General features: G+C 35.5%; 7 protein-coding genes. 4 read left to right on the top strand and 3 right to left on the bottom strand.

The window, feature by feature from the left end:
• The first annotated feature begins 167 nt into the window (after nucleotides 1-167).
• The 3 genes from P0N36_RS09110 to P0N36_RS09120 all read left to right on the top strand — a co-directional run bounded on the left by P0N36_RS09110 (nucleotide 168) and on the right by P0N36_RS09120 (nucleotide 2,255).
• Nucleotides 168-443, top strand: coding sequence for a type II toxin-antitoxin system Phd/YefM family antitoxin (locus tag P0N36_RS09110; protein WP_275842531.1), 276 nt, complete (start codon nucleotides 168-170; stop codon nucleotides 441-443).
• Nucleotide 444: 1 nt separating this feature from the next.
• On the top strand, nucleotides 445-753 hold the full coding sequence (locus P0N36_RS09115; RefSeq protein ID WP_275842532.1) for a type II toxin-antitoxin system RelE/ParE family toxin: 309 nt from the start codon (nucleotides 445-447) through the stop codon (nucleotides 751-753).
• A gap of 281 nt (nucleotides 754-1,034) precedes the next feature.
• Nucleotides 1,035-2,255: an ATP-binding protein gene (locus tag P0N36_RS09120; protein ID WP_275842533.1), complete on the top strand. Its 1,221-nt coding sequence runs from the start codon at nucleotides 1,035-1,037 to the stop codon at nucleotides 2,253-2,255.
• Nucleotides 2,256-2,296: 41 nt separating this feature from the next.
• Here the strand turns inward: P0N36_RS09120 and P0N36_RS09125 are convergent, their stop codons facing one another.
• Nucleotides 2,297-4,492 (bottom strand): methyl-accepting chemotaxis protein, encoded by a 2,196-nt coding sequence (locus tag P0N36_RS09125; protein ID WP_275842534.1) that lies wholly within the window; start codon nucleotides 4,490-4,492, stop codon nucleotides 2,297-2,299.
• Between the two features lie 401 nt (nucleotides 4,493-4,893).
• Between P0N36_RS09125 and P0N36_RS09130 the strand changes: the two genes are divergently transcribed.
• Nucleotides 4,894-5,787, top strand: coding sequence for a DUF1002 domain-containing protein (locus P0N36_RS09130; protein WP_275842535.1), 894 nt, complete (start codon nucleotides 4,894-4,896; stop codon nucleotides 5,785-5,787).
• A 180-nt stretch (nucleotides 5,788-5,967) separates the two neighbouring features.
• On the opposite strand, the gene P0N36_RS09135 is transcribed toward P0N36_RS09130, so the two are convergent.
• Together P0N36_RS09135 and P0N36_RS09140 are read right to left on the bottom strand one after the other, a co-directional pair.
• Nucleotides 5,968-7,722 carry an HD domain-containing phosphohydrolase gene (locus P0N36_RS09135; RefSeq protein WP_275842536.1) on the bottom strand — a complete coding sequence of 585 codons (1,755 nt, stop codon included), beginning with the start codon at nucleotides 7,720-7,722 and terminating at the stop codon, nucleotides 5,968-5,970.
• 361 nt (nucleotides 7,723-8,083) lie between these two features.
• On the bottom strand, nucleotides 8,084-8,811 hold a 728-nt coding region (locus P0N36_RS09140; protein WP_275842537.1), incomplete at its 5' end, for a Crp/Fnr family transcriptional regulator.

Consider the following 8,811-nt stretch of genomic DNA (forward strand, 5'->3'; position numbering starts at 1 on the left):
TTTAAGTTTATCTGGCATTTTGAAGCAAATCAAGGCCAGTATGAGAATGATAGGATAATATAAAACTTATGGATTACGTTGTTAAGAGAAATGGCTAAAGTTTGTAATTGCTAGCATAGTAGTTAGATGATATAATATGACTATCTTAATAAGAGAGGGTGAAATATATGGAACTAGATATTCGTCCATCAGCTGACCTTAGAAATCATTACAATGAAATATCTAAGCAATGTCATGAGACAAGAAAGCCAGTAATCATAACGAAGAACGGCAGAGGCGATACAGTAGTAATAGGCTTGCAGGAATACAAGCAAATGACATCGGAATTGGAATTGCTGCGTACATTAGCAGAAGCAGAAGAAGACGTGAAGTATGGAAAGGTTGAATCACTTCAAAAAACCTTTGATGATATTCGAAGCAACTTACTAAATAGGGAGGACTGATATGTATCAAATAGTCCGAACTGAAAAAGCAGATAACCAATTAAGAGATTTGATTTATTATATTGCAGATGATTCCGTAAGTGTGGACGTAGCACTAAATTATCTTGATAAACTTGAGAAAGCAATGATGCGACTTTCTGAATTCCCAGAATCCGGAAGTACTCCGAGATATGCGATATTGCGTAAACAAGGATATAAAGTATTGATTGTGGAAAAGCATTTGGCATTTTATAAAGTTGATCATACAAACAAGGTAGTAACAATATATGCTGTTGTAGATAGTAGACAGGAGTATAGAAATCTCATATAAGAGAATTTATTGATATAAATTTTTGTCTCAAAAAACACGCCACTCATATTATGACATCTTTTTAATTAGATATTCTAATCTTTTAGAAGAAAATAATCTAGAGAAAGCACTTGAAGGACTGTTTGAAATCTCAAAAGGTGGTCGTTAGGAACCTTAAGGGAAAAGTCTATGTGGCCTATGGATGAATAAAAAATAAAAACAAGAAATTTTACGGTTATAACTGCAAAACTTCTTGTTTTTATTTTTTATTCAAGTATAATATAGTTACAAGGAGGTATTATATGAAAAGTAGAAACCAATATTTAAATAAATTAGTGAGATGGAAAGATAGACAAGTAATAAAAGTGATTACAGGTGTAAGAAGGTGTGGAAAGTCGTCTTTACTTATGTTATATAAAGACTATTTGGAAAAATCGAATGTATCTGATGATCATATTATTTTTATGAATTTTGAATCTATGAAATATGTAGATATATTGGATTATAAATCTTTATATACAACAATTACAAAAGAAATCAAGAAGCAGGATATGAAAACCTATATATTATTAGATGAAATTCAATTGGTTGACGGATGGGAACGATGTATTAATGGGTTATTGGTTGATTATAATGTAGATATATATTTAACAGGGTCGAATTCGTATATGTTATCTTCAGAATTAGCAACCTTATTATCGGGTAGGTATGTTGAAATAAAAATGCTTCCATTGTCTTTTAAAGAATTTTTAGATTTTTCAGAGATTAAAACTTATAATAATCAAGCTTTAATTGATGAGCGATTTAACAGTTTTTTTAGATATGGTGGACTTCCATCAGTAACCTTGTTTGATGATGATGAAAACCTTACGAATGAATTACTAATCGGTATTTATAATACCGTTGTAATGAAGGATATCATTCAAAAAAACAGTGTGAGAGATCCAGCATTATTAGACAGTTTAATAAGATTTCTTGCAGCTAATGTTGGGAGTATAGTTTCAACGAAAAAAATTAGTGATTATCTAACAAGTGCTGGTCGTAAAACAACAAGCGAAACAATAGATAATTACATAAGCATGGTTATAAGTAGCTTTATTATATATAAAGTTAATCGGTATGATATGAAAGGTAAAATGCATCTTAAAACGTTTGAGAAATATTATTTGGTTGATACGGGTATACGTTACTTGCTTGCGGGAAGTAAGTTTATAGACGAAGGCTATGTACTTGAAAATATCGTTTATCTAGAGTTAATTAGACGTGAGTATCAAGTTTCAATAGGTAAGATAGGAGATTTAGAAGTAGATTTTATAGCTACTAAGGCGTCAGAAAAAATATATGTTCAAGTTTCACTGACAATAAGTGACGATAAAACTAGAAAGAGAGAATTAAAACCATTACTAGCTATAAATGATAACTATCCAAAATGTATTATCACAAAAGATAAAGTTGCTTTTGAAGACATTGAAGGCATACATGTGATTAATATTATTGATTATTTATTGGAAGATTATGTTTAAGGAGTTTAATAATAATGGAGAAAGCGAAAGGGTTGTGTGGGTTACCCAATGGGTCGCAACACTTCTTCATAGATTGCTTCCTTAGATGCTTCTATGTCTTGTTGGATATGAAGAACATGGTTCATGACCGAGTCATGGGTTTCAACCACAGCATCTTCAAGAAGGCTTTCTTCAAGGTGCATGGCTTCGTCGGATTCGGTCCTAAAGACAGAGACATTTGCCTCCATCTTGTTCGCTAGTTTTGCTAAATCCGAACTCGAAGCTGACATGGCGTCAAGAAGCTTGGTCTGTTCCACGATGGATGCGGAAGACTGCTGGGCACCGGCTGCATTTTGTTCTGAGATAGCGGATAGTGACAGTATAAGGTTGTTGATGGCTACCATCTGACCGGACATCTCGACACCGGAGTCATTGATGAGCCCAATATTGTCCCTCATGATGCCAATAGCTTCTGCGATACCATTGAATTTTGCATTGGTTCGGTTAACATCTTCTTCTTGTTTGCGTACAGCTTCTCTTGCCATCTCCATGGTTTCTACAGCTTTTGAAGCTTTATCTATAAGTTCTTTGATATCCATACCGATTTCCTTAGTGAATCTTGTTGATTGCTCAGCCAATTTTCTGATTTCATCGGCTACAACAGCAAATCCTTTACCAGCAGCACCTGCTCTGGCAGCTTCAATGGCAGCGTTTAAGGCTAGGAGATTTGTTTGATCGGCAATATCACGAATCATGGAACTGGCTTTTTGAATCTTCATGGCGCTGTCACTGGTTGCCCTGACAATGTCTTGTGCAGAGGCTGTCGCATCGTTGCTGATCTGGGTTTCAGTTACAAGGCTTCGAACGATATCCATACCATCTTCTTTGAGCTGTTCAACATGACCAGCTGCTTCATTGAGGTAATCCACTTGACGTTGATCCTCTTCAATGAGCTTAGCAAGTCGGTTGATTTCATGGACACCATCTGAAATGGTGCTGGCTTGTTCGGAAGCACCATTTGCAATATCTTCAATGGTCGCAGCAATCTCCTGGCCTGTTGCTGCAGCATGTTCACCACTCTGGGATAGTTCATCTGAAGCTAAAGATACACCAACAGAAGCTTTTGATATCTCTTTGATAATCTTCATGAGTTCAAGTCTGGTACCTTCACTTCGTCTTGCCAATGCGCCCATCTCATCTTGCCTAGATAAGATAGAGGCATCCATAGGTTGAGATAGGTCATATTCGGAAATAACTTCCATTTGATCTAGAATAATTTTCAGTGGTCTTGTAATGCCTACAGTTAGCTTAAGTGCTATGCCGATACTTAACAATACGCCAAGAACCAATGAAATCACAGCGATTATGTCAGAGTGACGTTCCACTTGAATAATTCTTTTTTCAACGGTTTCTTCAATGACTTTTACTTGATCGATGGAAGCCTTTGATGCAGTACTCATATTCATGAACTGCTGACGTTGTTTAAGTAACAACGTGTCGAAGTTATCAAAAGCCTTCTCGTATTTGTCCAGACTTTTCATTGCATCTTCAAGACTCTCAGTTACACCTTTTGATGTGGATTCTTTTAATGATTCTTCTAGAAAATACCTTGTCTTACCAAAATTATTTCTAAGTACTTCTGCATAAGTTTCAGATTCCGTTTTTGAAAACTTGGTTGCTGACAGCTGAACTTCCGTGAAGCTGTCTAAAGCAGTTTGAAGCCTGTTGTAATTCTTGAAAGATTCAACGACAGCATTTTGATCATTGCCGTATAGGACGTTCACCTGGGCAACATCCATGGCGCGCTTGATGTCCGATACAACTTCGTTTTCTATTGCAATCCGTATCATTTCCTGATTGTTCTTTGCTTTTTCTAGTTCAACATACCCTTCAAATTCGCTTCTAAAGTTACCAATCTGGTCCTCATAAGCAGCCATACTATTTGCGTACTCTGATGCCAAAGCAGGCGTTCTTGCGATCTCAAGAGATAAATCCAGGAAGTTTCTGACCTTGTCAGCGGTTTCCTCTAGTCCGTCATTTTCATAATTCGCTTGTTCAATCTGCGCACTAAGAACACTTTCCTGTGCATAGGCAACGGTTTCTAATAAATGACTCTGATGACTGATTCTATTAATATTAATCATGGATCCAAGGGCTACAACCAAGATAACCGTTGTCAAGATGGCATAACCTACACCGATTTTTTTCCCTACTTTTACATCCTGCAGAAAAACTTTTTTTACTTTCTGTTGACCCATTTCTACCTCCACTAGTCACTGCATCGCAGTATCTTCCTATGTCAAAAATGCATCTTCACAACAAAAGTCGCATATAAATTTCTAGTACTTTCGCCTTATAAAGTCACTATAACAACCCTATCTTTCCATGTCAATGCAAGGGATGAAGTGTTAACCTACTCCTTACAATATTTACCCAAAGTTAAACTAGGCCCCCGATTTTTGGGTTGTTATTAAATGTTAACAGATCGGTCACACAAATGTAAGATATAAGTGATTGTAAGACAGAGTTCCAAGTGGTAGAATACCCTTGTTACTGTTGATATTCTTTGTAGCTCTTATTATGGAATGAGAATGACAAAATACATAGAATAATGACTGATATAAAACGGATGAAAAAGTGATAAGGAAATAGGTAGAATATGTTAAGAAAGATATATGGCATTATAGTATTAGTTGCATTATTTATGGTATTGCTTGAAGTACCCGCATTAGCGGTTGAGCCAGGGGAAGAACGGGTTACCTTGGGTGCGAATCTGACAGAAGCACAGATCAGGCAGATGTATACGGATTTTAATCTAGAGCGCGGGAAAGTGAAAGAAATAATTGTCACCATTGATGAAGAAAGAGCATATCTTTCTGGACTTGTGCCGGATCAAAAAATTGGTTCATCATCCATATCAAGTATTTATATCAGAACTCTTGAAGAAAATTCAGGGATTAATGTTACAACAAATAACATTAATTGGTGTACAGAAGACATTTATAGAAACGCACTTATGACAGCAGGTGTGGAAAATGCGAGTGTCATGGTATCCGCACCGTTTTCGGTTTCCGGTACAGCGGCTCTCACCGGTATATACAAAGCATATGAGGATATCACAGGTATTTCTCTAGATCAAACGGCAAAAGAAGTTGCCGCAGAAGAATTGGTGACCACAAGCGAACTTGCAGAAACAATTGGTAGTGATGATGCAACCATGCTGATGAATGAGTTGAAAAAAATACTCGATGAGACAAAAGATATGACAGACGAAGAACTGAGAGTGGTCATTATTAATTTGGCAGATGCTCAAAATATTGAGTTGACCGAAGAAAATATCCAACAAATTATCAATCTTAGCAGAACACTTGAAAAGCTGGATATTTCTGAGTGGGGCGACAAACTATCCCAATTAGCAGAGACGATGGATAATGCCAAAGAAGCCGGAAAAGGTATTACATCCTTTTTAAACGGCTTAGAAGATTTCTTTGCTGGCGTTAGTGATTTTTTTGCTAATATATTTGGTGGCATTGGAAAGCTTTTTGGTAGCTGATCAATAAATTAGACAAAATAATGGTTAAAGGGTCAACTATATAGTTTTGTCACCTTAACCAACAATTAAAGGCCAACTTATTTGGGTTGGCCTTTAAGATTATACATTTTTTCTATTAAGAAAACTTTTTCTATTGTTGCCATAATCTTACACTCAAAAACATTGTCCTAATGTGAAATTTCACAGGGTAATGATGTCATCATTTAAGCTTTTATATATGTCTTTGAATTTGTTTTCAATTTTGTTAAATACGACTATTAGCTCCGGATCAAAATGCGTACCTGAGTGAGATGAAATCTCATGAACAGCTGCTTCGTGAGACCAAGGTTCTTTATAAGGTCTTTTACTTCTTAAGGCATCATACACGTCTGCAATAGCTGTAATTCTGGCAGACAGAGGGATATCTTCACCTATTTTGCCTTCAGGATAGCCGCTACCATTATATTTTTCATGATGATAGTTGGCTATTTCTGCAGCCATTAATAATTCTTCTTTATTATTAAGAATGCGACCTCCAAATGTGGTATGGTTTTTTATGATTTCAAATTCCTCAGCCGTTAACTTCCTTTTTGCAAGTAAAATCAAGTCGGTGATACCAACCTTACCAATATCATGCAAAGGGGCAAATATTTCTAGATCGTTGCAATACTTACGATTCATCCCATATTCAGAAGCTAACCATTTAGAAAAAAGTCCAACACGTTTCATGTGGTTGCCTGTTTCATTGTCACGCATTTCAGCTAAAGCGGCAATCGTACGATACAGCTCTATTTTGCTTTGAGTTGTTTTCTCTATTGTCTTTGAAATGTCTACAGGCATTGCAATATAATAACTTGGCTTACCTTCCTTATAATCAACACCAGAGATAATTAATCTTACCCAAATTAAATTATTTCGGATATCCTTATTAATTAGAACGCCATCCCAAAATCCGATATCAGGATTCGTAATTGCATCCCATAAGCCTTTAAAGAGGGCATCGTAATCTTCATCAGAATAGCCCAAATCATTATATGCTTGACGACCGGGATTTAAGAAGTTAGTCTTTTTACCAATTAGATCCATTTGATTACAACTATACATAGCATTAAGAGCAGGATTAGTTTTCAAAATAATGCCGGATGAATCCGTAATAATAATGGGTTGATTACTAATCTGAAAAACGTTCGCTAATAATTCTTTTTCTTCTTTTAAACTAACAAATTCAGTAACATCAGATATTGTAATCATACATTGGTTCTCATTATCGAAAGGCTGGACGTTCATCAGGTAATCTCGATTATTCGCTTTATATTTGTGTGCAAAACTATTATTTCTTAAACAATCTTTACAGATTGTCTGTCTAAATTCAGGAGGCATAATCTTGAAAACACCTTCATTGCGGTCTTCTCCTAAGGCTTCAAGAACTTTACGTCCTGACGCGTTAATATATGTAACAGATGATTCACATGTCATAGTTATCACAATATTAGGATTAGCTTCTGGTAAACGCGCTAAAATCATATTTTCTCTAAGTAGATTTTTATAACGACTGATATCAATTGTAGATAATATAACCTTGGATAAATCATCGGATACGACAATAAACTTAAGTAAGATATCTAATCGATTACCTTTTACTGTATAATTCACTGTTTCAATTTCGTTGTTTTCGCCTACGGTCATAATAGCTTGAGCAGCTTTAAGTAGGTCATCATAAGCCTCAAATGGAATGATTTGATGCATATGTTCCTTGATCTCTTCTAATGTATCAGCTTCATATAATCTTAGAGTGGCAGGGTTGACATCTAATAAGTTAGCTGTTTTTATATGTATTTGTGGCAACTGATCCTTAATAGCTTGACTGTCTAATATTTTTTTAGATTTTTCACTAAAGTCAAAAATCCATAGTGCAGTTGGGTTTTCTAAAAAAAGTGCTTCTTCTAGACTTCTCATGATTAAACGACTCCTAACGAACAAGAAATTGTGACAAAAATTGTATTACTCTATCATTTAATGGGGTTTCCGATTATATGATACCAGTTTAAACGATTTGCCCTTAAGAGTCAATTGGGATAATAAAAGTGGTTTACCTCCTATAATATTGCAAGTGGAATGTATAATATTAGACAGTTGGTTAAGATAGCAAAACTATCTAGCTGAAGATTAAGTCCAGAAAGACCAGCACCTTTTACATCTTTTGCTAGATGAGCCCATTTTTTTGTTTTCTATAAGCATAACTTTTGCGCCTAATGAAGCAGAACCCGAAGTTACGACTAAACCCCCGCTCCCTGCCCCAATAACGACTAAATCATAATCATATTTCATATATGCCATCCTCCATTGCTAGTTTTGATTTGCTAATGCTTATTTTCAATCGACCGGATAGGATAATGCCCTCTTGCGACAGTTCGGATAAAATCAGTGATACGGATTCTCTTGTAGAACCAATCATGTTCGCAAGTTCTTGATGACTTAAAGGTAAATCAATGGTTATATATTCACCTGTATCAAGACCAAAATCATTGGCCAATTTCCTAAGCCAGTAAAGTGTGCGTTGCTTAATATCATAGAGTGCGAGCTGTTCAAGCATTTTATTTTGTTCTTCAATCTTCTGACTTAGGTGTCCAAGTATGTTCATTAAAAGCTGTGGACGTGACAGTAAATAATCTTCTAGCTGTTTAGGATCAAACAAGCAAATCAAAGTATCTTCAAGTGTTTCGATATAGATATTTTGTGTTCCGAGAGAGAATAATGAAGTATTTCCGAAAGTGTTACCATGACCAATGATACCTATGGTATATTGCTTGCCTTCAGAATTTAAGTTATATAAACGCAATTTACCTTCCTTAACAAGATACAAACCTTTTGGTTGACTAAAAGGTGTTTGCACAATTGTATTTTTGGGTATGGTGGACATGTGGGTCATGTTGTTGATTTGCCCCATATCATCTTTTGTTAAGTGATTAAACAATTTTATTTGGGATAAGTACCATAATTTTTCCATTGAACGCTCCTTAGTATCATTTTTATATACTTGAATTA

The organism is Petrocella sp. FN5, assembly GCF_029210395.1.
In the GTDB taxonomy this organism is placed as follows: domain Bacteria; phylum Bacillota; class Clostridia; order Lachnospirales; family Vallitaleaceae; genus Petrocella.

Bases quoted from the DNA above. Each gene is read 5' to 3' on its own strand.
- P0N36_RS09115 (WP_275842532.1), top strand. From the start codon at position 445: ATGTATCAAATAGTCCGAACTGAAAAAGCAGATAACCAATTAAGAGAT.
- P0N36_RS09130 (WP_275842535.1), top strand. From the start codon at position 4,894: ATGTTAAGAAAGATATATGGCATTATAGTATTAGTTGCATTATTTATG.
- P0N36_RS09120 (WP_275842533.1), top strand. From the start codon at position 1,035: ATGAAAAGTAGAAACCAATATTTAAATAAATTAGTGAGATGGAAAGAT.
- P0N36_RS09135 (WP_275842536.1), bottom strand. From the start codon at position 7,722: ATGAGAAGTCTAGAAGAAGCACTTTTTTTAGAAAACCCAACTGCACTA.
- P0N36_RS09125 (WP_275842534.1), bottom strand. From the start codon at position 4,492: ATGGGTCAACAGAAAGTAAAAAAAGTTTTTCTGCAGGATGTAAAAGTA.
- P0N36_RS09110 (WP_275842531.1), top strand. From the start codon at position 168: ATGGAACTAGATATTCGTCCATCAGCTGACCTTAGAAATCATTACAAT.